Source organism: Streptomyces sp. B3I8, from assembly GCF_030816915.1.
Lineage (GTDB): Bacteria > Actinomycetota > Actinomycetes > Streptomycetales > Streptomycetaceae > Streptomyces.
Map to the genome: position 1 here is coordinate 1,763,152 of NZ_JAUSYN010000002.1, position 21,974 is coordinate 1,785,125.

Annotated in this window: 17 protein-coding genes; 14 read left to right on the forward strand and 3 right to left on the reverse strand. The window is 73.6% G+C overall.

Features of this window, described 5'->3' with window-relative positions:
• Positions 1–57: 57 nt before the first annotated feature.
• From lpdA to QFZ64_RS10130, 6 genes are all read left to right on the forward strand, one after another.
• Entirely contained in the window at positions 58–1,446 is a 1,389-nt protein-coding gene (lpdA, locus tag QFZ64_RS10105) for a dihydrolipoyl dehydrogenase (protein ID WP_307064543.1), read from the forward strand.
• Between the two features lie 57 nt (positions 1,447–1,503).
• Entirely contained in the window at positions 1,504–3,318 is a 1,815-nt protein-coding gene (sucB, locus tag QFZ64_RS10110; protein WP_307064544.1) for a 2-oxoglutarate dehydrogenase, E2 component, dihydrolipoamide succinyltransferase, read from the forward strand.
• 244 nt (positions 3,319–3,562) lie between these two features.
• On the forward strand, positions 3,563–4,186 hold the full coding sequence (locus QFZ64_RS10115) for a GntR family transcriptional regulator (RefSeq protein ID WP_307064545.1): 624 nt from the start codon (positions 3,563–3,565) through the stop codon (positions 4,184–4,186).
• Between the two features lie 421 nt (positions 4,187–4,607).
• On the forward strand, positions 4,608–7,349 hold the full coding sequence (aceE, locus tag QFZ64_RS10120; RefSeq protein ID WP_307064546.1) for a pyruvate dehydrogenase (acetyl-transferring), homodimeric type: 2,742 nt from the start codon (positions 4,608–4,610) through the stop codon (positions 7,347–7,349).
• 194 nt (positions 7,350–7,543) lie between these two features.
• Entirely contained in the window at positions 7,544–8,560 is a 1,017-nt protein-coding gene (locus tag QFZ64_RS10125) for a YafY family protein (RefSeq protein ID WP_307064547.1), read from the forward strand.
• Positions 8,561–8,607: 47 nt separating this feature from the next.
• Complete coding sequence (locus tag QFZ64_RS10130) at positions 8,608–9,126, forward strand: DUF4240 domain-containing protein (RefSeq protein ID WP_307071638.1); 519 nt, start codon at positions 8,608–8,610, stop codon at positions 9,124–9,126.
• A gap of 56 nt (positions 9,127–9,182) precedes the next feature.
• On the opposite strand, the gene QFZ64_RS10135 is transcribed toward QFZ64_RS10130, so the two are convergent.
• A complete protein-coding gene (locus QFZ64_RS10135; protein ID WP_307071639.1) occupies positions 9,183–9,935 on the reverse strand; it encodes a peptidoglycan recognition protein in 753 nt (250 codons plus the stop codon).
• A gap of 552 nt (positions 9,936–10,487) precedes the next feature.
• Between QFZ64_RS10135 and QFZ64_RS10140 the strand changes: the two genes are divergently transcribed.
• The gene (locus QFZ64_RS10140; RefSeq protein ID WP_307064548.1) at positions 10,488–11,669 is read left to right on the forward strand and encodes a MarP family serine protease; all 1,182 of its coding nucleotides are present in this window, start codon (positions 10,488–10,490) and stop codon (positions 11,667–11,669) included.
• 72 nt (positions 11,670–11,741) lie between these two features.
• Here the strand turns inward: QFZ64_RS10140 and QFZ64_RS10145 are convergent, their stop codons facing one another.
• On the reverse strand, positions 11,742–12,239 hold the full coding sequence (locus tag QFZ64_RS10145; protein WP_307064549.1) for a GNAT family N-acetyltransferase: 498 nt from the start codon (positions 12,237–12,239) through the stop codon (positions 11,742–11,744).
• A 105-nt stretch (positions 12,240–12,344) separates the two neighbouring features.
• On the opposite strand from QFZ64_RS10145, the gene QFZ64_RS10150 reads away from it, so the two are divergent.
• The gene (locus tag QFZ64_RS10150) at positions 12,345–13,301 is read left to right on the forward strand and encodes a TIGR01777 family oxidoreductase (RefSeq protein ID WP_307064550.1); all 957 of its coding nucleotides are present in this window, start codon (positions 12,345–12,347) and stop codon (positions 13,299–13,301) included.
• Positions 13,302–13,491: 190 nt separating this feature from the next.
• Positions 13,492–15,072, forward strand: coding sequence for an NAD(P)/FAD-dependent oxidoreductase (locus QFZ64_RS10155; RefSeq protein ID WP_373430579.1), 1,581 nt, complete (start codon positions 13,492–13,494; stop codon positions 15,070–15,072).
• 326 nt (positions 15,073–15,398) lie between these two features.
• Here QFZ64_RS10155 and QFZ64_RS10160 read toward each other — a convergent pair whose 3' ends face one another.
• The gene (locus tag QFZ64_RS10160; protein ID WP_307064552.1) at positions 15,399–16,838 is read right to left on the reverse strand and encodes a regulator; all 1,440 of its coding nucleotides are present in this window, start codon (positions 16,836–16,838) and stop codon (positions 15,399–15,401) included.
• 427 nt (positions 16,839–17,265) lie between these two features.
• Between QFZ64_RS10160 and lipB the strand changes: the two genes are divergently transcribed.
• The 5 genes from lipB (at position 17,266) to QFZ64_RS10185 (ending at position 21,536) form a co-directional block, all read left to right on the forward strand.
• Positions 17,266–18,063: a lipoyl(octanoyl) transferase LipB gene (gene lipB / locus QFZ64_RS10165; protein WP_307064553.1), complete on the forward strand. Its 798-nt coding sequence runs from the start codon at positions 17,266–17,268 to the stop codon at positions 18,061–18,063.
• 146 nt (positions 18,064–18,209) lie between these two features.
• Positions 18,210–19,175 carry a lipoyl synthase gene (gene lipA, locus QFZ64_RS10170; protein WP_307064554.1) on the forward strand — a complete coding sequence of 322 codons (966 nt, stop codon included), beginning with the start codon at positions 18,210–18,212 and terminating at the stop codon, positions 19,173–19,175.
• Between the two features lie 404 nt (positions 19,176–19,579).
• On the forward strand, positions 19,580–19,801 hold the full coding sequence (locus QFZ64_RS10175) for a hypothetical protein (protein WP_307064555.1): 222 nt from the start codon (positions 19,580–19,582) through the stop codon (positions 19,799–19,801).
• Positions 19,802–19,912: 111 nt separating this feature from the next.
• Positions 19,913–20,611, forward strand: coding sequence for a DUF4191 domain-containing protein (locus QFZ64_RS10180; RefSeq protein WP_307064556.1), 699 nt, complete (start codon positions 19,913–19,915; stop codon positions 20,609–20,611).
• Between the two features lie 241 nt (positions 20,612–20,852).
• Complete coding sequence (locus tag QFZ64_RS10185; protein WP_307064557.1) at positions 20,853–21,536, forward strand: DUF4157 domain-containing protein; 684 nt, start codon at positions 20,853–20,855, stop codon at positions 21,534–21,536.
• Positions 21,537–21,974: the final 438 nt, after the last annotated feature.

A 21,974-nucleotide genomic window follows, 5' to 3' on the forward strand; every position in this document is an offset into this window, starting at 1 on the left:
CACCAGCCGTCAGCCGGTCACCGACGACCGGTGGCGCACATGCATGGAGGACGTGACGTGGCGAACGACGCCAGCACCGTTTTCGACCTAGTGATCCTCGGCGGTGGTAGCGGTGGTTACGCCGCGGCCCTGCGCGGGGCGCAGCTGGGCCTGGACGTCGCCCTGATCGAGAAGGACAAGGTCGGCGGCACCTGCCTGCACCGGGGTTGCATCCCCACCAAGGCCCTGCTGCACGCGGGCGAGATCGCCGACCAGGCCCGCGAGAGCGAGTCCGTCGGCGTCAAGGCGACCTTCGAGGGCATCGACATCGCGGGCGTCCACAAGTACAAGGACGGGGTCGTCTCCGGTCTGTACAAGGGCCTTCAGGGCCTGGTCGCCTCCCGCAAGGTGACGTACATCGAGGGCGAGGGCCGCCTGTCCTCCCCCACCTCGGTGGACGTGGGCGGGCAGCGCATCCAGGGCCGGCACATCCTGCTGGCGACCGGCTCCGTGCCGAAGTCGCTGCCGGGCCTGAACATCGACGGCGACCGGATCATCTCCTCCGACCACGCCCTCGTCCTCGACCGTGTGCCGAAGTCCGCGGTCATCCTGGGCGGCGGCGTCATCGGCGTGGAGTTCGCCTCCGCGTGGAAGTCCTTCGGCGTCGACGTGACGATCGTCGAGGGCCTGAAGCACCTCGTCCCGGTCGAGGACGAGAACTCCTCCAAGCTCCTGGAGCGCGCGTTCCGCAAGCGCGGCATCAAGTTCAACCTGGGCACCTTCTTCCAGAAGGCGGAGTACACCCAGGACGGTGTCAAGGTCACCCTCGCCGACGGCAAGGAGTTCGAGGCCGAGGTCCTCCTCGTCGCCATCGGCCGCGGCCCGGTCTCGCAGGGACTGGGCTACGAGGAGGCCGGTGTCGCGACGGACCGCGGCTACGTCCTCGTCGACGAGTACATGCGCACCAACGTGCCCACCGTCTCCGCCGTCGGCGACCTGGTCCCGACCCTCCAGCTCGCGCACGTCGGCTTCGCCGAGGGCATCCTGGTGGCGGAGCGGCTGGCCGGTCTGAAGACCGTGCCGATCGACTACGACGGTGTCCCCCGGGTGACGTACTGCCACCCCGAGGTCGCCTCCGTGGGCATCACCGAGGCCAAGGCCAAGGAGATCTACGGTGCGGACAAGGTCGTCGCCCTGAAGTACAACCTGGCCGGCAACGGCCGGAGCAAGATCCTCCAGACCTCGGGCGAGATCAAGCTCGTCCAGGTCAAGGACGGTGCGGTGGTCGGCGTGCACATGGTGGGCGACCGCATGGGTGAGCAGGTCGGCGAGGCGCAGCTGATCTACAACTGGGAGGCGCTGCCGGCCGAGGTCGCGCAGCTCATCCACGCCCACCCGACGCAGAGCGAGGCGCTCGGCGAGGCCCACCTGGCCCTGGCCGGCAAGCCGCTGCACGCCCACGACTGACCCCCCTCGGTCGACGACAACAGACTTCCGCACTTCCGTTAAGGAGCAACCGAAACCATGGCGGTTTCCGTAACCCTTCCGGCGCTCGGTGAGAGCGTCACCGAGGGCACTGTCACCCGCTGGCTGAAGGCCGAGGGCGAGCGCGTCGAGGCCGACGAGCCGCTGCTGGAGGTGTCGACCGACAAGGTCGACACCGAGATCCCCTCGCCGGCCGCCGGTGTCCTGTCCTCCATCAAGGTCGCCGAGGACGAGACGGTCGAGGTCGGCGCCGAGCTCGCCGTCATCGACGACGGCTCCGGCGCCCCGGCTGCGGCCCCCGCGCCCGCCGCCGAGCCCGCGCCGCAGCCCGAGCCCGAGCCGGCGCCCCAGCCCGCCGCGGCCGCCCCCTCCACCGAGCAGGCCGCGCCCGCCCCGGCGCCGACCCCCGAGGCCGCCGCCGGCGGCGGTTCCGCCGAGGGCACCGACGTGGTGCTGCCGGCGCTCGGCGAGTCGGTCACCGAGGGCACGGTGACCCGCTGGCTGAAGGAGGTCGGCGAGTCCGTCGAGGCCGACGAGCCGCTGCTCGAGGTCTCCACGGACAAGGTCGACACCGAGATCCCGGCGCCCGCCTCCGGCGTGCTGCTCGAGATCGTGGTCGCCGAGGACGAGACGGCCGAGGTCGGCGCGAAACTCGCCGTCATCGGTCAGCCGGGTGCCACCCCGGCGGCGGCTCCGGCCGCCCCCGCCGCCCCGGCCCGGCCCGAGCCCGCTCCGGCGCCCACCCCGGCACCGGCCCCCGCTCCGGCTCCGCAGGCCGCCGCCCCGGCGCCCGCGCCCGCCCCGCAGGCGCCGACCGCCCCGGCCCCGCAGGTCCAGGAGACCCCGGCGCCCGCGCCGGCCCCGGCCGCCCCGGCGCCGGCTCCCGCCCCTGCTCCGGCTCCCGCCGCGACCGCCGGTGGCGACGGCGCCTACGTGACCCCGCTGGTGCGCAAGCTCGCCGCCGAGAACGGCGTCGACCTGGGCTCCGTCAAGGGCACCGGCGTCGGCGGCCGGATCCGCAAGCAGGACGTGATCGCCGCCGCCGAGGCCGCGAAGGCCGCCGCCCCGGCGCCGGCCGCCGCGGCGCCCGCCCCGTCGTCGGCGAAGAGGACCCCGAAGCTGGAGGTCTCCCCGCTGCGCGGCCAGACCGTGAAGATGCCGCGGATCCGCAAGGTCATCGGCGACAACATGGTCAAGGCCCTGCACGAGCAGGCCCAGCTGTCCTCGGTGGTCGAGGTCGACGTCACCCGGCTGATGCGGCTGCGCGCCCAGGCGAAGGACTCCTTCGTCGCGCGCGAGGGCGTCAAGCTCTCCCCGATGCCGTTCTTCGTCAAGGCGGCGGCCCAGGCGCTGAAGGCCCACCCGGTCATCAACGCCAAGATCAACGAGGCCGAGGGGACCATCACCTACTTCGACTCCGAGAGCATCGGGATCGCGGTGGACTCCGAGAAGGGCCTGATGACCCCGGTCATCAAGCACGCGGGCGACCTCAACATCGCCGGTATCGCCAAGGCCACCGCCGAGCTCGCGGGCAAGGTCCGGGCCAACAAGATCACCCCGGACGAGCTGTCCGGCGCGACCTTCACCATCTCCAACACCGGGTCGCGCGGCGCGCTGTTCGACACGATCATCGTGCCGCCGGGCCAGGTCGCCATCCTCGGCATCGGCGCCACGGTCAAGCGCCCGGCCGTCATCGAGACGGAGGAGGGTACGGTCATCGGCGTCCGCGACATGACCTACCTGACGCTGTCCTACGACCACCGTCTGGTGGACGGCGCCGACGCGGCCCGTTACCTGACCGCGGTCAAGGCGATCCTGGAGGCGGGCGAGTTCGAGGTCGAGCTGGGCCTCTGACCCCCACGCCAGACCGGTGCACACGGTGCCCCCGCCCGGATTCTTCCGGGCGGGGGCACCGTCGTCTTCTCCCGGCGCACCGCACCCGGGTGTACGTGGCAACGGCGTGTGCGTCTCGTCTCACCTGCGGGTGAGCGCGCCCGTGCGCCCTTCCGCGTGGCGTGTACGGCCTTATTGTCTAAACGTCAAACGCCCCGGGGGCCGGTGGGCCCGGCCGGGCCGTCCAGCAACCTACGGAGCCCTCATGACCGCGCCCGTCGTCCACTCGCTGCGCGAACAGATCCGCGAGCACATCGTGGAGGGGATCGTCAGCGGGCGCTGGCAGCCGGGCGAGCGGATCGTGGAGCGCCGTATCGCCACCGAGCTGGAGGTCAGCCAGACGCCCGTGCGGGAGGCGCTGCGGGAGCTGGAGTCGCTGCGGCTGATCGAGTCGGCGCCGAACAAGGGCGTCCGGGTGCGGAACCTGACGGCGGCGGACCTGGAGGAGAGCTACCCCGTACGGGCCGGCCTGGAGGCGATCGCGGCGGAGCTGGCGGCGGAGCGGCTGGCGGAGGACTGCTCGGCGCTGGAACCGCACGTGGCCGCGCTGTACGCGGCCGACCGGGTGGCGGACGGGACGGGACAGGTGCGGCACACGGTCGGGTTCCACCGGGAGCTGGTGCGGGCGGCCGGGAACTCGGTGCTGCTGCACACGTGGGAGGGGCTCGGGATCGAGGTCTTCACGGCGCTGTCGATACGGTGGCTGGGCACGGTGCAGCAGTCGTACGCGGAGGAGCACGAGGAGCTCGTCGCGGCCTTCCGCCGCCGGGATCCGCGGATCGCGGAGTTGGTCAAGTCCCACGTCCTGGGCTGCGCGCCGAGGGCTTGACCAGGGGTTCTTCGCCCCCGCCACCCCTGGCCTCCCCTCCCCCGGGGGCTCCGCCCCGGGGCACCCGAAAGGCGCGCGGTTCCCCGCGCCCCGGTCAGGGGCGCGCCCCACCCCCCGAGCTCTCCCGCGCACCCGAGGCCGGCAGGGCGCACCCCCCGGCACCTGCGCGAACCCCCGGAGGGAACCGTCACCCGGTGCCACCGCCGGAGACACCCCGTGCCGACTTTCTCGGAATCAAGATATTTTGCTCTCAACCCTTTGATCGATCATCGATCACGGGGTTACAGTCCTCGTTGGGCCGCGCGGCGAGACCGCATGGTGTCACAGCACCGAAGCCCACCGCCCTGTCCTGCCAAAGACCAAGGGCACCCTGAACCCTTACCGATGAGGGAACCCCCTTCGACTGAGGAAGGCGGTTGACATGACCGACCCCAACGCCATCCAGCCGAGCGCGCTCGACCAGCTCCCGGACCGGGACCCGGAGGAGACCGCCGAATGGCAGGCCTCCCTGGACGCCGTCGCGGAGGCCGCCGGCCCGCACCGCGCGGCCTATCTGATGCGTCGCACGCTGGAGCGCGCCGAGGGAGCCGGCGTATCGCTGCCGCAGCTCCTCGAGACGGATTACGTCAACACCATCCCCACCGCCGCCGAGCCCGCCGTCGCGGGTGACGAGGCGCTGGAGTCCCGTATCACCGCGTGGAACCGCTGGAACGCGGCCGCGATGGTGACCCGGGGCAGCAAATACGGCGTCGGCGGCCACATCGCCACCTTCGCCTCGGCCGCCTGGCTGTACGAGACCGGCTTCAACCACTTCTTCCACGGCAAGGAGGGCGACGGCTCGGGCGACCAGCTCTATGTCCAGGGCCACGCCTCCCCCGGCATCTACGCCCGCGCCTTCCTCGACGGCCGGCTCAGCGAGACGCAGCTCGACAACTTCCGCCGCGAGGCCGGCGGCAACGGTCTGCCCTCCTACCCGCACCCGCGCCGGCTGCCCTGGCTGTGGGAGTTCCCCACCGTCTCCATGGGCCTCGGCCCGATCTCCGCGATCTACCAGGCGCGGTTCAACCGCTACCTGACCAGCCGCGGCATCAAGGACCTGAGCAACTCCCACGTGTGGGCGTTCCTCGGCGACGGCGAGATGGACGAGCCGGAGTCCACCACCGCGCTCACCCTCGCCTCCCGCGAGGGCCTGGACAACCTGACCTTCGTCATCAACTGCAACCTGCAGCGGCTCGACGGTCCGGTACGCGCCAACTTCAAGATCGTGCAGGAGCTGGAGGCCCTCTTCCGGGGCGCCGGCTGGAACGTGATCAAGACGCTGTGGGGCACCGCCTGGGACGAGCTGTTCCGGCTGGACACCACGGGCGCGCTGGTCCGCCGGCTGCGCGAGGTGCCGGACGCACAGGTGCAGACGTACCAGACGCGCGACGCGGCCTACATCCGCGAGGACTTCTTCGGCAAGGACCCGGCGCTCGTCGAGATGGCGAAGCTGCTGAGCGACGACAAGATCCTCGAGTGCTTCCACTTCTCGCGCGGCGGCCACGAGGCCCGCAAGGTCTACGCCGCGTACAAGGCGGCCCTCGCGCACAAGGGCGCGCCGACCGTGATCCTCGCCCAGACCGTCAAGGGCCACACCCTCGGCGACGGCTTCGCGTCGAAGAACGCCAACCACCAGATGAAGAAGCTGACGGTGGAGCAGTTCAAGGACATGCGCGACCGGCTGGACCTGCCGATCTCCGACGCGCAGTTCGTCGACGGCGTGGTCCCCTACGGCCACCCCGGCGCCGACTCCCCCGAGGTCCGCTACCTCCAGGAGCGCCGCGCGGCCCTCGGCGGCCCGGCCCCGTCCCGCCGTGTGCACCCGGTGGCGCCGCTGCCGATGCCGGCGGACAAGGCGTTCACCGCGTTCGACAAGGGCTCCGGCACGCAGTCCGTCGCCACGACGATGGCCTTCGTCCGCCTGGTCAAGGACCTCGTCCGCGACAAGGAGACCGGGAAGCGCTGGGTGCCGATCGTCCCCGACGAGGCGCGCACCTTCGGCATGGAGAGCCTCTTCCCGTCCCTGGGCATCTACTCGCCCAAGGGGCAGACGTACGAGCCGGTCGACCGCGACCAGCTCATGTACTACAAGGAAGCGACGAACGGCCAGATCTTCAACGAGGGGATCACCGAGGCCGGCGCCATGGCCGAGTTCATCGCCGCCTCGACGTCGTACGCGACGCACGGCGAGACGATGATCCCGTTCTACATCTACTACTCGATGTTCGGCTGGCAGCGCACCGGCGACCAGATGTGGCAGGCCGGCGACCAGCTGGCCCGCGGCTTCCTGGTCGGCGCCACGGCCGGCCGTACGACGCTGACGGGCGAGGGCCTGCAGCACGCCGACGGTCACTCGCCGGCGATCGCCGCGACCAACCCGGCGGCGCTGTCGTACGACCCGGCGTTCGCGTACGAGCTCGGCGTCATCGTCAAGGACGGTCTGCGCCGGATGTTCGGCGAGGCCGCGCCCGGCGAGGACCCGAACGTCTTCTACTACCTGACCGTCTACAACGAGCCGCTGCCGCAGCCCGCGAAGCCGACGACGCCCGGTGTCGACGAGGGCATCGTCAAGGGCCTGTACCGCTACAACACGGCGGAGGAGGCGGGACTGGCCCCGGTGTCCCCCGAGCTCTCCGCTTCGCTCGAACAGGGCGGTGCCCCCGTCGCCCCGCGGATCCAGCTCCTCGGCTCGGGCACGGCGATCCACTGGGCGCTGAAGGCGCAGCGGCTGCTCGCCGAGGAGTGGGGCGTGGCGGCGGACGTCTGGTCCGCGACGTCCTGGACCGAGCTGCGGCGTGACGCGATGGACGCGGACGCGGCGATGCTGCGGGGCGAGGAGCGGGTGCCGTTCGTGCGGCGGGCGCTGCAGGGGGCGCAGGGTCCCGTGCTGGCCGTCTCCGACTACATGCGGCAGGTACCCGACCAGATCGCGCAGTGGGTCGAGCAGGACTGGGCGTCGCTGGGCGCGGACGGGTTCGGCCTGTCCGACACCCGTGAGGCCGCCCGTCGTCACTTCGGGATCGACGCGGAGTCGATCGTCGTCGCGGCCCTGGCGCAGCTCGCGCGGCGGGGCGAGGTCAAGGCCACAGCGGTCAAGGAAGCCCGCGAGCGCTACGGCCTGTAGAGAACAGACGCACGGCCCCGCGCCCCCGTCATGGGGACGCGGGGCCGTGCCCCCACAAGGGGCGCGGGGAACCGCGCCCGATGGGACGGTGGGGGTCCCCCTGCTCGAACGGAGTTGAGAGCTCCGGGGAGGGTCAGGGCGGCGGGGGCGAGGAAAAACCCGCCCGCCCCACCACCCCGCGCCATCATGTCCCCATGCGTGCCGCCAGGCTCATCAGAATGGTGCTGCTTCTGCAGGGCCGCCCCGTCATGACCGCCACCGAACTCGCACGCGAGCTGGAGGTGTCGGAACGCACCGTCGCCCGCGACGCCCAGGCGCTCTCCGAGGCCGGCATCCCCGTGTACGCGGACCGCGGCCGCACCGGCGGCTACCGCCTCGTGGCCGGTTACCGCACCAGCCTCACCGGTCTCGCCCGCACCGAGGCCGAGGCCCTGTTCCTCTCCGGACTCCCCGGCGCCCTGCGCGACATGGGTCTCGCCGACGCCGCCTCCGCCGCCCGACTGAAGGCGTCCGCCGCCCTCATGCCCTCCCTCAGGGACGCTCCCCGCACGGCGGCCCAGCGCTTCCACCTCGACGCCCCCGCCTGGTTCCGCGAGCCGAACACGCCCGGGCTGCTCCCCGCGGTCGCCGAGGCCGTCTGGGACGACCGCCGGATCGCCGTCCGCTACCGCAGGGGCCGGGACGACGAGGTCGGACGGGAGCTGGAGCCGTACGGCCTCGTCCTCAAGGCGGGCGTCTGGTACCTGTGCGCCCGGGTCGCCGCCCCGCACGGCGGGGCGTTGCGGGTGTACCGCCTCGACCGGTTCACGGCGGTCGAGACGGCCGGAGCCGAGAGGACCGATGGCGGCGACGGGGGCGGCGGGGAGCGGTTCGTGCGTGACGAGGATTTCGATCTGCCCCGGTTCTGGGCGGAGCACGCGGAGCGGTTCGCGCGGTCGCTCCTGCGGACCGAGGTCGTGGTGCGGCTCTCCCCGGAGGGGGCGCGCCGGCTGCCCGGCGTGGTGGATCCCGCGTCCGCCCGCCGCGCGCTGGCGGACCCGGCCGACGCGGACCGGGAGGGCCGGGTCACCGTGACCCTGCCGGTGGAGTCGGAGGAGGTCGCCCATGCCCAGCTCACCGCGCTGGGCCCGGAGGCGGAGGTGCTGGCCCCCGCCTCCCTGCGCCGCCGTCTGGCCGCCGACGCCCGCCGGCTCGCCGCGCTCTACGCCTGACGACCGACGTGCGCCGCGCCCGTCGAGGGCCGATCCTGGTGGGCGTGATGGACGAGACGGAGTTCTGGGAGCTGGTGGACGCCACCCGCGAGGCCGCCGGGGGCGATCCGGAGGAACACGCGGACCTGCTGGTGGAGCGGCTCGTGCGGCTCGACCCGGAGGCGGTGCTGGACTTCGCCCGCCATTTCGAGGCCCGCTACAACCGTGCGTACCGCTGGGATGTGTGGGGCGCGGCCTGGCTGCTGCTCGGCGGGGCGAGCGACGACGCGTTCGACTACTTCCGCTGCTGGCTGATCGGCCAGGGCCGCGAGGTCTTCGAGGGCGCCCTGCACGACCCGGACTCCCTCGCCGAACTCCTCGACGACTTCGACGAACGGGTCGACGGTGACGGGGAGGAACTCGGCTACGCGGCCGACGAGGCGTACGAGCAGCTCACCGGCACCGTCGCGCCGGACCTCGGGCTGCCGCCCGCGCCCGACGAGCCCGAGGGCACGCCCCAGGACCTCGAGGACGAGGACGCCCTGGCCCGACGCTATCCCAGCCTCTGGGCACGTTTCGGCGACTGACCCGGGCGGGCGCGCGCAACGCGGAGGTCCCGGGGCGCCACGGGCGCCGGTGTGGCTCAGGTGCGGCCCTGGAGCAGTGCCGCCCGTGCCCGTATCCCGGGCAGTTCGGCCGACAGCGCGGCGCCCGGACAGCTCGTCTGGTAGCCCGCGTCGTGTCCGGCCACCGCCGGGAGCAGCGCGGTGGCCCCGGCGGCGTACCGGCTGCCGCCGTTGCTGGAGACGAGGGCGACCCGGGAGCGCGGGTCTATGTCGGAGAGGCCGAGCTTCCAGGCGGCGAGCGCCGCGATGGCGTCGGTCATCTCCCGCGGCACGGGGGTGCCCGCGGTGAACGTGCCGATCGCGGCGATGCCGGTGGTGCGGTGGTTGAAACCCTGGGTGTGGGCGCCGGTGACGGGGCGGTCGACCCCGCCGGCCCGGCCCTCGTAGATGGTGCCGCAGCGGTCGACGAGGAAGTTGTAGCCGATGTCGTCCCACTGCCGGGCATCGGTCTGGCCCTGGTAGAGGGCGCGGATGATGCGGGGCGCGTCGGCGCAGTCGTAACCGTTGGGCGAGTCGGTGTGGTGGACGAAGATGGCCACGACCCGGTCGTCGTAGCGCGGGGGCGGCTGCGCGGGGAAGCCCTCGCCCGCCCAGCGCGAGCGCGGCACGATGGCCGGGCGGACGGCGGTGTGCGCGAGGGCGGTGGCCGGGTGCCGGGTGGGGGCGGCGGGGTGCGCGGACCGGGCCCCTGTGGGGGCCGCGCCGACCGCGCAGAACGCCAGCACCAGCGCGACGGCGGCACCGGGCAGGCAGCCCAGGAGCAGGACCAGGAGGCGCCGGGTACGGCGGTGCCCGGACCCGCCCCGGCGCACGGCACGGCGCTGGTGCGTCCGGCGGTACGGACGCCCGTACGAACGATGCGGCTCGTACCGGTCGCCGGGCCCGGCACCGAGCCCGGCGTCGTGAGAGCCGCCCTGCCCGATGCCGTACCCGATGTCGTGCCCGGCGCCGTACGCGTCGTTCCCGGCGCCGTACGCGTCGTTCCCGGCGCCGAGTCCGGCGTCGTACCCGGCGTCGTGGGGACCGGACACGGCCTGGCCGGTGTGATGTTGTCTGTGCCTGCCGCGCATCCTCGCCCGCAGGCGCCCGCGCGTTCTTCGGACCACACGCATGGTCCTCACCCTCACCCGCCCGTGCCGCCTCCGCGACGCGTGCGCTGCCAGATGTGTGCCGCGCCACCCGGCGGAACCATCACCCCGTCCCGGAGCGTTCTCGACGGGTGCGGGTACCGATGCCGTACGGAAGGCTCCGGGGCCTGATCAACAGGACGGGCCGGTGCGCCCTGCACGTGCCGAGCGGCGGCCCGAGAGGAAGGCGGCCCTGTGGACCTGCTCGACGTACTGCTGTCGCTGGTGATCGTGGTCTACGCGGCGTCCGGATACCGGCGCGGGCTGGTCGCCGGTTGCGTCTCGCTGGCGGGCTTCGTGGCCGGTGCCGTGCTCGGCGTGTGGGTACTGCCGTGGATCATGGAGCTGGTCACCCGGGGCACCGTCACGGCCACGTTGACGGCGGTGCTGACGCTGTTGGCGCCGGCCGCGGTGGGGCACGAGCTGGCGGGCCGGCTGGCCCTGCGGCTGCGCGGCGAGCTGGACCGGGGTCCGCTGCGGGTGGCGGACGGGGTGGGCGGAGCGGCGTCCAACGCGGTGGCCGTACTGCTGGTGGCGTGGGTGGCGGCGAGCGTGGTCGGCGGGTCCTCGTCCACGGTGGTCTCCTCCTCGATCCGTGACTCGGCGCTGCTGGGCGCGGTGCAGGACGTCATGCCGGAGACGACCCCGTCGTGGTTCTCCCGGGCCACGACGGCGCTCACCGAGGCGGGCTTCCCGCAGGTGTTCAACCCGTTCGAGAACGAGCCGACGGCGGGCGTCGCCGAGCCCTCCGGGGACAACGTGACGCCGCGCGCGGCCGACGCGGCGAAGCTGAGCACGGTGAAGGTCGAGGGCATCGCGGGCGACCAGGGCCGCGAGGGCAGCGGTTTCGTCTACGCGCCCCGGCACGTGATGACCAACGCCCATGTGGTGGCCGGCATCGACGACCCCTCGGTCCTCGTGGGCGGGGTCGGCACGATGTACCCGGCCCGGGTGGTGCTGTTCGACCCGGACCGGGACGTGGCGGTGCTGTACGTGCCGAAGCTGACCGCCCCGGCGCTCCGCTTCGACGACACGGCGGGGCGCGGCGACCCGGCGGTGGTGGCCGGTTATCCGCAGGACGGCGCCCTGACCCTGCGGGCGGCCACGGTCGCGAGCACGATCGAGGCGACGGGCCGGAACATCTACAACACCGGCACGGTCACCCGGCAGATCTACTCCGTGCGCTCCACGGTGCTGCCCGGCAACTCGGGCGGCCCGCTGCTGAGCACCGACGGCCGGGTGTACGGGGTGGTGTTCGCCCGCTCCACCTCGGACGCGCGCACCGGGTACGTGCTCACCGCGAAGGAGGTCGCGAAGGACGCCCGCGACGCGGCGGACCGCAGGGCGCCGGTGGACACGGGCGATCCGGCGGAGTAGCCGCCGGGCGAGTGCGGCCGGGCACCCAGCCGTGCGCGTCCGCACTTGTCCGTACTCGTCCGCACGCGGCCGCTACAGCGTGCGTCCCATGAGGACGTCGTCCACGTACGCGCCGTCGAGCAGGAACTCCTGCGGGAGCACGCCCTCGACCACGAACCCCTCCGACTCGTACAGCCGCCGGGCGGGGGTGTTGTGCCCGAGGACGCGCAGGGTGAGGCGGCGGGCGCCCTGCCGTCGGGCCTCCTCCCCCGCGGCCCGCAGCAGCGCCCGTCCGACACCGGCACCGCGCGCCTCCTCGGCGACGACGAACCCCAGGATCTGGCGCACGTGCGCGTTGGCGGCGAGCGAGGTCGGGAAGCCGATGCGCAGGTAGCCCACCACGCGTCCGCCGGACTCGGCCACGAGGTGGTCGCGGGGCCCGAACCGCTCGGTGAAAAAGGGCTCGTACGGCGGCCGCGGCGGGGGCTGGACGGCGTGCAGCGTGGACCACGTGGCGCGGTCGAGCCGTCCGAGCGCGTCCTCGTCGTCGGCGGTGGCCCGGCGTATGCGCGGCGGGTGCGGGTCTGACATGCCGATCACTGTACGACGGGGGTACGACAGGGCTACGACGGCCGGTCGGGGGCGCGGTCGGCGGTCCGCACGGGCGCGGGCGCGGATGCGAGGCAGGATGGACGTATGACAGCCGACGCGCCCCCTCCCCCGCCGCCCGCCGCATCCGCGCTCCCCGCCGGTTCCCGGGTGGCGCTCGCCGGTGCCTCCGGGCTGATCGGTTCGGCGCTGGCCCGCTCGCTGGAGCGGGACGGCCACACGGTCGTGCGCCTGGTGCGGCGCCCGCCGCGCGGCCCGGGCGAGGTGCGCTGGGACCCCGCGGAAGGACGCGTCGACGCGGCGGGCCTCGCCGGCTGCGCGGCCGTGGTGAACCTCGCGGGGGCCGGGGTGGGCGCACGGCGCTGGACGGAGAGCTACAAGCGGCTGATCCGGGACAGCAGGGTGCTGGGCACGGCCACGCTCGCGCGGGCCCTGGCCGCGCTGGACGAGCCGCCGCGGGTGTTCGTCAACGGCAGCGCGATGGGCTTCTACGGCGAGACGGGCGACCGCGCGGTGGACGAGTCGGCGCCACCCGGGGAGGGCTTCCTGCCGTCGGTGTGCGTGGAGTGGGAGGCGGCGACGGGCCCGGCGCGGGAGGCCGGCATCCGTACGGTCCTGGCCCGCACCGGGCTGGTGGTGGCGCGCGAGGGCGGGGCGTGGGCGCGGCTGTTCCCGTTGTTCCGGGCGGGGCTCGGCGGGCGGATGGGGAGCGGGCGGCAGTACTGGAGCTACATCTCCCTGCACGACGAGGTGGCCGCGCTGCGGTACGCGCTGGACACCGGGTCGCTGTCCGGGCCGGTCAACCTCACCGCGCCGTCCCCGCTGACCAACGCGGAGATCACCCGGGCGATGGGGCGGGTGCTGCGCCGGCCGACGTTGGTGCCGACACCGGGGGCGCTGCTGCGGGTGGCGCTCGGCGGCCTGGCGGGCGACATCCTGACCAGCCAGCGGGTGCTGCCGGCGAAGCTGCTGGAGTCGGGCTTCCGCTTCGCGTTCCCCGGCATCGAGGACACCCTGCGGGCGGCGCTGCGCCCGGCCGGCTGAGCCGGGGCGGCGGGGGGCGCGCCGAGGGGGCGTCCGGCTCGGCCGGGAAGCGCCCCCGTGCCCCCGTACGAGACCTCCGTGCCCCCTGACGTGCTTCTTGGCGCCGCCTACCCTCAAGCCGAACTCGCGTATTGCGGGAGCCTGTTGGGGCATCACGTCCCCAGCAGCCGCGCGACCTCGAGGAGGGCACGTGCTTGAGCCGGTGCACCAGGCGGATGCGCACATCGTCGGCACAGCGAATCCCCCGCACACTCGCAACATTCCGAACTTTTCGGGCGTTTCAGGTGTTCCAGATGTCCCGAACACCGCGGACGCCGGCGGCATCGCAGGTGTCGCGGACATCACGGACACCGTGGACGTCGTCGTCGTGGGAGCCGGGGTCGCCGGGCTCGCGGCGGCCCGCCATCTGACCGGGGCGGGGCTGAGCGTCCTCGTCCTGGAGGCGGCCGGCACCGTGGGCGGCCGAATGACCAGCGAGAAGGTCGACGGCTTCCGCCTCGACCGTACGGGCCGGCTCCTGTGTACCTCGTATCCGGAACTGGCCCGCGCCCCGGGTCTGGAAACGCTGTCGCTGCGCACCTTCTCCCCCGGGGTGCTGCTGCACAGCGAGGGCCGTCACCACCGGGCCGGGGAGTCGTTCCTGCCCGCGCCCGCCCGGCGGGGAGCACGCCGGGGCGCCGCCGTGAGCGCGGTACGGGGCACGCGGGGCGCACTCACGGCCGTACGCGCCCTCGCAAGCGCCCCCAGGTCCGCGCGTCCGCAACCGCCCCACCGCGGCCGCCCGCACCAAACCGCGCCCGGACCGCTGGGCGGAGCCGCGGAGCAGGCACGGCTGGCCACGGTGCTGGCCCGGCTGGCCGCGACCCCGCCCGAACGGCTGCTGTCCCGGCCGCAACGGCCCGCCGCGCAGGTCCTGTCGGGGTACGGGCTGCCGTCCGGCGTGGTCGAGGGCTTCCTGCGGCCGCTGCTGGCGGCGCTGCTCGGCGATCCGGCGCTGACGTCCTCCAGCCGCTGCGCCGACCTCGCCCTGCACGCGTTCGCGACGGGGCGGCTGTGTCTGCCGGAGGGCGGCGCGGACGCCCTGCCGGAACTGCTCGCGGCCGGGCTGCCGCCGGGTTCGGTGCGCACCGGAGTACGGGTGACGGCCGTGTCCACGACCTCGGTGAGCACGCGGGAGGCGGGCGAGATCGGCTGCCGGGCGGTCGTGCTGGCGACCGGGGCGCGGTCCGCCGCCGCGCTGCTGCCCGGGCTGCGGGTGCCGGCCCATCACGCGGCGACGGTGCTGCACCACACCACCGACGAGCCGCCGCTCACCGAACCGGTGCTGCTCCTCGACGCCGACCGGGGCGGGCCGGTGGCGCACACGGCGGTGCTCAGCCAGGTGGACCCCGGACGGGCGCCGGCGGGGCGGGCGTTGGTGACCTCGGTGGTGCTGGGGCGACCGGAGGGGCCGGCCGGTCCGGGCGGGGTCGCCGGGCTGGACGCGCAGGTGCGGGCGCATCTCTCCCGGCTGTACCGGGCGTCGACGAGCCGGTGGGAGTTGCTGGCGGTGCACCATGACGCGGAGGCGGTGCCGGGGATGGGGGTGCCGCACGATGTCCGGCGGCCGGTGCGGGTGTTGTCGGGGCTGTATGTGTGCGGTGACCACCGCGGGGTGAGCGGGCTTCAGGGGGAACTGCTCTCGGCGCGGAGGGTGGCGCGGGCGGTGCTGGCGGATGCGGGTGCGTCGGCCTCGCGGCCGGCGGGCCGCTCCCTGGAAACGGCGGCGTGACCCGTGGGCGGCGGGGGCTTTTCCCTCGCCCCCGCCCCTGCCCTTCCCACCCCACCCCTGTCCCTACAAGGGGCTCCGCCCCTTCGGCCCCGGCCCCGGCCCCGGCCCCGGAGGGCTCGAACGGGTGGGGTCGGGCAGGGAGTGCGGGTCGGTGGTGACTTCTCGCGCAGTTCCCCTCGCCCCTTACAAGGGCGCGGCCGGAACCGCGCATCGATACGCCCCGTCCTCAGGGGTGCGGGGAACTGCGCGACCAGCCACGACGGCGGCGCGGTCGCCCTCACTCCCGAACCCCCGCCCCGAAGGGGGCGCTGCGGGCCGGCCAGGGGCTACAGCAGGACCCCCACCCGGTCGCGATAGCCCCGCACGGGCCCCGCATCCCGGTACGGCTCGAGCCGTCGCTCGAAGTCCCGCACGTACTCCACCGCCCGCACCGACCGCATCTCCGCCGCCTGCGCGGCCGCCTCCGCACCCAACTGGCAGGCCTGGTCCAGCTCACCGAGGCCCAGCCGCGCCGACGCGAGCACGACGCGGCAGAACAGCCTGCTGCGCGCGAACGCCACCGGCCGCAGTTGCAGCGACCGCTCCGCGTGCTGCACCGCCGCCCGGTACTGCTGGAGGTCCCGGTGGCAGTGGCCGAACTCGTCGGCGAGCTGGGCCTCGTCGAAGAAGCGGGCCCAGGGCGGGAGTTCGTCCCCCGGCCGGCTCGCCTCCAGGGCCCGCTCGGCCCGTACCAGCGAGGCCGTGCACGCCCGCACCTCCCCCAGCACCCCGTGCCCGCGTGCCTCGACCGCGTGCAGCAGCGCCTGTACGGCGGGCGGCGCGGCGTTGACAGCACCCTGCTGGGCGACGCGGGCGAGTTGCACGGCCTCCCTGCCGTGCCCCAGGTAGATGGCCTGCCTGCTCATCGTCACCAGGACGTACGCCCCGTACACCCGGTCACCGGCCGCCTGCGCCAGCCGCAGCGCCTGGACGAAGTAGCGCTGGGCGAGCCCGTGCGCCCCGATGTCGTACGAGGTCCAGCCGGCCAGCCGGGTGAGGTCCGCGGCGGCGCCGAACAGGCGGCGCCCGGCCTGCTCGCCGTAGATGCCGCGCAGCATGGGCTCGACCTCGTGCTCCAGGTAGCGGACGAGGGCCTGGCGGGCGTGGCCGCCGCCGTAGGCATGGTCGAGGGTGCGGAACAGCTCGCCGACCGAGCGCAGCGCGGCGATGTCGCCGCCGGTGACCCGCTGGCCGGGGCCCCGCTCGGAGTGTCCGCGCTGGCGCGGGACCGTCGGGCGGCCCTGCGCGGGCAGCCGTACGGGGCCGGGCTCGCCGTGCGCGACCCGGTCGTCGGCGCGCCCGATCAGCCAGTCGCGGCTGGGGACGACGAGACCGGCCGGGGTGAAGGCGATCTTGCGGAGTTCGGCGTGGCTGCCGGAGTCCTTGCGCCACAGTCCGCCGACGATGTCGACGGCCTCCTCAGGTGTCGAGGCGAACTCCAGCCCCGCGTAGACGGGGGCGCACGCGTCGAGGCCGAGGTCCTGGGCGCTGAGCCTGCGGCCCAGCCGCCGGGTGAAGACCTCGGCGATCAGCGCGGGCGTGGTGCCGCGGGGCTGCTGGCCGCGCAGCCACCGGGTGACCGAGGTCTTGTCGTATCTGAGGTCGAGTCCGTGTTCGAGGCCGAGCTGGTCCACACGACGGGCCAGACCTGCGTTGGAGAACCCCGCTTCTGCGATGAGTGCGGCGAGCTGGCGGTTGGGGGTGCGCTGCGCGGGTCGTTCCGTCATCTGCGGTGCGGTCTCCTGCCTTCCGGTGCCGTCCGGAACCGCACGTCGTCCGCGGGGACTGTCCGCGGGAACCGTACGCGCTGCCCGGATCGCCTCTGAGCAGCCGTTCTTGGTGCTCACTCGTCTGTTGCGTCTGCTGCCGTCGGCGCGAATGTAGCGGAGAGTGAGCGGCCGATCGCACCCTTCGGCGTCCATTCATCCGATCGTGTGAGGATGCGCCCGACCGGCTGACGAAGCGGGAGCGGACGGCCGGGTGAGCGTCCGCCCGCACGCCCTGCCCACCTCACGCACGCCTCCTCGCGCACCCCTCCCCGCACTCCCTCCCCGCACCCCCGTTCGGCCCCGCCCGAGGGTTCCTCCCGCACGGACGTACAGTGGTTCGGGCGCGGCGCACGCGCCCGACAGCTCGCTGAGGGAGGCACTCGCCGTGGGTGAGGTGCGGTTCGTCCATATGGGGTTCGGCCCGGATGCCGTGGAGTACCAGGAGGCGTGGGACGAGCAACGCCGGGTGCACGCGGCGCGGTTCGCCGACGAGGTTCCGGACACCGTGCTGCTCCTGGAACACCCGCCCGTCTACACCGCCGGGCGGCGCACGGAGGACAGCGAGCGTCCGCTCGACGGCACGCCGGTCATCGACGTGGACCGCGGCGGCAAGATCACCTGGCACGGCCCCGGCCAGCTCGTCGGCTATCCGATCCAGAAGCTGCCGCGCCCGGTCGACGTCGTGGCACACGTGCGGCGTCTGGAGGAGGCACTGATCCGTACCTGCGCGGAGTTCGGCCTGGAGACGACGCGGGTGGAGGGACGCAGCGGGGTGTGGGTGCTGGGCGATCCCGTCGAGCAGCGGCCCGCGCTCGGCGGGCTGTCCCTGGACTTCGACCCGCGGCTGACGGACGAGGAGTTCGATCCGCGGCTGAACGGCCCCGAGTACGCGCCGTCGAACGCGGGCCAGCGGCGGGAGGACCGCAAGGTCGCGGCCATCGGCATCCGGGTCGCCAAGGGAGTCACCATGCACGGTTTCGCGCTCAACGTGAACCCCGACGCGACCTGGTTCGACCGGATCATCCCGTGCGGCATCCGCGACGCGGGCGTCGCCTCCCTGGCGAGCGAGCTGGGACAGGACGTGACCATCGCGGAGGTGCTGCCGGTGGTGGAGCGGCACCTGCGGGAGGTACTGGAGAACGCCGACCTGAGGCCCAGGGTGGTGGAGCGGGCGTCGGCATAGTGCCGCACGCCGGGCGGGGCCGGTCCTCCGGCCCGCGAGGGCGGTCCCCGCGCCCTCGAAGCGCCCTCCCCGAACCGGTTCGGGGCCTGCACTCGTTCGGGCGTACGCTGGGGATCGCCGAAGAATCGAAGCTACAGGGAGCCGATGTGTCCGCAATCGCACCCGACGGACGCAAGATGCTGCGCCTGGAGGTCCGCAACAGCCAGACCCCCATCGAGCGCAAGCCCGAGTGGATCAAGACCCGGGCGAAAATGGGCCCCGAGTACACCAAGATGCAGAGCCTCGTGAAGAGCGAGGGGCTGCACACGGTCTGCCAGGAGGCCGGTTGTCCGAACATCTACGAATGCTGGGAGGACCGCGAGGCCACCTTCCTCATCGGTGGCGACCAGTGCACCCGGCGCTGCGACTTCTGCCAGATCGACACCGGCAGGCCCGAGGCGCTCGACCGTGACGAGCCCCGCCGCGTCGGCGAGTCCGTGGTCACCATGGACCTGAACTACGCCACCATCACCGGCGTCGCGCGCGACGACCTGGAGGACGGCGGTGCCTGGCTCTACGCGGAAACGGTCCGCCAGATCCACGCGCAGACCGCCGACCGGGCCGAGGGCCGCACCAAGGTCGAGCTGCTCGCCCCCGATTTCAACGCGGTCCCCGAGCAGCTGGAGGAGGTCTTCTCCTCCCGCCCCGAGGTCTTCGCCCACAACGTCGAGACGGTCCCCCGGATCTTCAAGCGGATCCGCCCCGGCTTCCGTTACGACCGTTCCCTGCAGGTCATCACCGCGGCCCGCGACTACGGCCTGGTGACCAAGTCGAATCTCATCCTCGGCATGGGCGAGACCCGCGAGGAGGTCGTCGACGCGCTGCGGCAGCTGCACGACGCCGGCTGCGAGCTGATCACCATCACGCAGTACCTGCGGCCGAGCGTCCGCCACCACCCGGTGGAGCGCTGGGTCAAGCCGCAGGAGTTCGTGGAGCTGAAGGAGGAGGCCGAGAGCATCGGCTTCTCCGGTGTGATGTCCGGCCCGCTGGTCCGGTCCTCGTACCGCGCCGGCCGGCTGTACCGCATGGCCGTCGAGAAGCGCGGCGCCTACGTCGCCTCGCAGGCGGTCTGACCGGCCGGCACACCCGGCCGGGTGCACCCGGCCGGTACGTTCGGCCGGCCGGTACGTTCAGCCGGCCCACCGACCGGCATCCCCGGCCCTGCACACACCCGAGCGGCGGCACTGGCACCCAGTGCCGCCGCTCTGGTGTGTGCCGGGCTCCCGGCGCATGAAGCCGTGTGAATCCGCGCACAGGGCGCTACCCGCCAGTAGCGACCGGGGTCCGCGCGGTCCCCGCGTCCCCGCAGCTAGCGGCTCCGCCGGGGCCGCGACGGCCGTTCCCGGCGCCGTGTCCAGGCTTCATGTCCGTTTGACCGGCCGGTCACGCCCTGGTAACACCGAAGCGTGACCCTGGGTTCACCACTAGTGGCACCCAGCCCTGGCCGCCGCCGTTTTCCCGAGGGGGAACCTCCGTCATGCAGGCCGCACCCGTCCGCGCCACCGCCCTTCCCACGTTCACCGATGCACTCCGTGCCGTCGAGTCCCTGCTGCTGAGCGGCGGCCAGCGCACGGCCCGCCGCAACGCCTGGAACTCGGTCCTGGAGGACCGCCGCCGGGCCAAGGACCGCGTCGAGGCCGAGCGCGTCCTCGACGCCACCGCCGCCCCCGTCCTGACCGGGCTCCGCGTCGACGGGTGACCACGACGGACGACCGTGACGGCGTAACGATTCGGCGTACGGTGTCGCCCTCCCGCACCGCTCCGGACACTGCCGTCGTCGGCTCCTCCGGGGACACGTAGACTTCGTGCCATGGCGAGGAAGGAATCCGCGGCGGAGACTGCGAACCCCGGGCGACTGAAACAGATCGCCCTGACCTACAAGATGACCCGCAAGGCCGATTCGATGATCGGTCTTGTACTCGCGGCTGTCGGAATCGTCACCCTTGGTGTCTTCCTCGCGATCGGCTTCCTGATCGGTCACCCCATCTACGTCGGCATCTTCGGTCTGCTGATCGCCCTGCTGGCGATGGCGATCGTCTTCGGCCGCCGGGCCGAGCGCGCGGCGTTCGGGCAGATGGAGGGCCAGCCGGGTGCGGCGGCGGCCGTGCTCGACAACATCGGGCGCGGCTGGACGACGACACCGGCGGTGGCGATGAACCGCAACCAGGACGTGGTGCACCGGGCGGTCGGCAAGGCCGGCATCGTGCTGGTCGCGGAGGGCAACCCGAACCGGTTGAAGACCCTGCTGGCGGCCGAGAAGAAGCGGATGGCCCGCATCGTCGCGGACGTGCCGGTGCACGATGTGGTCGTCGGAACGGGCGAGGGCCAGGTCGACCTGAAGAAGCTGCGGACGACGATGCTGAAGTACCCGCGGGTCCTGACCGGCCCCCAGGTGACGGCGACCAACGACCGGCTGCGCGCGCTGGGCGACCTGATGAGCAACATGCCGTTGCCGAAGGGCCCGATGCCGAAGGGCATGCGCATGCCGCGGGGCGGCCGCATGCGGTGACCGATGTCCCCGCACGGACACGGTCGTGGACGAGGGCCCCCTAGCGATCCACGGATCGCTAGGGGGCCCTCGTCCGTCGTGCGCCCGCCCTCCCCGCCTCGTAGACCCGCGATCCGCCGCTGATCCGCCCCCGGTCCGCTCCGAGGTGCCCTCGAAGGTGCCCCTGTGGCCCTGCCCGGCCCCGGTGTGCCGCAGGAGAATCTGCTGTCGACGAGTGACCACGGTCGAGGCGGGGACGGTCATGCACACACACGACAGCGGCAAGGAGCGGAGCCGCGGGAGCGAACCGGCGGGCCACCGCCCCCGGCCGCCCCGGCTCCCCGGATGGGCGAACGACGTCCTCGCGCTCCAGCGACAGGCCGGGAACGCGGCGGTGTCGCGTACGCTCGCCGAGGCCCGCCACCGGCACGGCCCCGGATGCGGCCACGCGGATGCCTCCGTACAGCGGCACGCCGACGCCGCCGCACAGCGCCACGCGGACACCGACTCCCACGAGCACGGTGCCGGATGCGACCACGAGGAGGCGCCCGTGCAGCGCCGGGTGTCGCCGGGCGAGGCGATCGCCACCGCCGGCCGGCCGCTGCCCGCGCGCATCGTCGCGCGCATGGAGCAGGAGTACCCGATGAGGTTCGACCACGTCCGTCTCCACGACGGTCCCGTCGCGCAGCGCTCGGCGACCGACCACGGCGCCGTGGTGTACACCACCGGCTCGCACATCGTCAGCGGCCGGTCGGACCTCGACGACGAGACCCTGTACCACGAGGGGGGTCACATCTGGCAGCAGGCCATGGGTGAGGTGGCCGGCACCGACGACGGGTCCGGGACGAAGGTCTCCAGCCCGCACGACCCCTTCGAGGTGCAGGCGGCCGAGAACGGCCGCCGGATGGCCCGCGGGGAGAGCCCCGACCTGACACTGCCCGGCTGACCCGCCGCCGACCTGCTGCGCACCGCCGAGACCACAGGGCACGTCCCGCCCGCACCGGGCAACACCCTCACCCCGGACCCGCCGCAGCAACAGCAGGTCGGGCTGCCGCCGGACCTCGACGCGGCGCTCGGCAGGAAGATCCCGGACTACTGAAACGACCTCGCGTGGACCGGCGGCGGGCAAGGCTTCCACACGGCCGTCCTGCCCCGCGGTCACCGCGTGTGGAACGCCGTCGCGGAGTACCGCCCGGCTCTCCCGGGAACTCGCCCCCGTCACCGCGCCGAAGGCCGAGGCCAACCGGCAGCTCCTGCTGATGCGCGGTCTCGTCGGTTCGCCCGACTTCGCCCGACTTCGCGCGCCTCGGTCTCCGCAGCAGGCGGGGCGAGGGCCACAAGACCCTGAAGGCCGGCCGCACCCGCGTGGTGAGCCCCGGTCTCA

Coding starts and splice junctions, on each gene's coding strand:
- sucB (WP_307064544.1), top strand. CDS start 1,504: ATGGCGGTTTCCGTAACCCTTCCGGCGCTCGGTGAGAGCGTCACCGAG.
- QFZ64_RS10115 (WP_307064545.1), top strand. CDS start 3,563: ATGACCGCGCCCGTCGTCCACTCGCTGCGCGAACAGATCCGCGAGCAC.
- aceE (WP_307064546.1), top strand. CDS start 4,608: ATGACCGACCCCAACGCCATCCAGCCGAGCGCGCTCGACCAGCTCCCG.
- QFZ64_RS10125 (WP_307064547.1), top strand. CDS start 7,544: ATGCGTGCCGCCAGGCTCATCAGAATGGTGCTGCTTCTGCAGGGCCGC.
- QFZ64_RS10130 (WP_307071638.1), top strand. CDS start 8,608: ATGGACGAGACGGAGTTCTGGGAGCTGGTGGACGCCACCCGCGAGGCC.
- QFZ64_RS10145 (WP_307064549.1), bottom strand. CDS start 12,239: ATGTCAGACCCGCACCCGCCGCGCATACGCCGGGCCACCGCCGACGAC.
- QFZ64_RS10150 (WP_307064550.1), top strand. CDS start 12,345: ATGACAGCCGACGCGCCCCCTCCCCCGCCGCCCGCCGCATCCGCGCTC.
- QFZ64_RS10160 (WP_307064552.1), bottom strand. CDS start 16,838: ATGACGGAACGACCCGCGCAGCGCACCCCCAACCGCCAGCTCGCCGCA.
- QFZ64_RS10175 (WP_307064555.1), top strand. CDS start 19,580: ATGCAGGCCGCACCCGTCCGCGCCACCGCCCTTCCCACGTTCACCGAT.
- QFZ64_RS10180 (WP_307064556.1), top strand. CDS start 19,913: ATGGCGAGGAAGGAATCCGCGGCGGAGACTGCGAACCCCGGGCGACTG.
- QFZ64_RS10185 (WP_307064557.1), top strand. CDS start 20,853: ATGCACACACACGACAGCGGCAAGGAGCGGAGCCGCGGGAGCGAACCG.